This window comes from Anoxybacillus sp. MB8 (assembly GCF_011006755.1).
Taxonomy (GTDB): domain Bacteria; phylum Bacillota; class Bacilli; order Bacillales; family Anoxybacillaceae; genus Anoxybacillus; species Anoxybacillus gonensis.
Genome location: NZ_RXXX01000131.1, coordinates 1 through 473 on the forward strand (window position 1 = coordinate 1; position 473 = coordinate 473).

Annotated in this window: 1 rRNA gene; it reads right to left on the reverse strand. The window is 49.0% G+C overall.

From position 1 onward, the window contains the following. Nucleotides 1-391 precede the first annotated feature (391 nt). A 16S ribosomal RNA gene (locus tag EKC99_RS15500) occupies nt 392-473 on the reverse strand; the annotation flags it as partial.

The window sequence follows — 473 nt, forward strand, 5'->3', positions numbered from 1 at the left end:
CATCGGCTCCTAGTGCCAAGGCATCCACCGTGCGCCCTTTCTAACTTAACTAAACACACTTTTCAGCCTGTTATCTAGTTTTCAAAGAACATGGCTTCTTCTTGAAGCTACATCTTTGCTGCCATGCGCCGAGGAATTTATCATCTTCGTAATCACTCGCAGACGCAGGCGCAAAGCTACTGCTTGAACCTGTATGAGGGATATTCCCTCAAAACTAAACGAAGCGAAAAAGCGTTTTTTATCATACGATGTCTAGCTTCGAACTAACATCCTCCTCCGCGTCCGCTTTTTCCGTCGACGTGCAAGCACGTCTCGTCAAAAGCTTGCGCTTCCGTCGGATGTTTCCTTGTCTACGCCAAGGACCGTTCTCCGCTTTTCTTCTTATCCTTAGAAAGGAGGTGATCCAGCCGCACCTTCCGATACGGCTACCTTGTTACGACTTCACCCCAATCATTTGCCCCACCTTCGGCGGC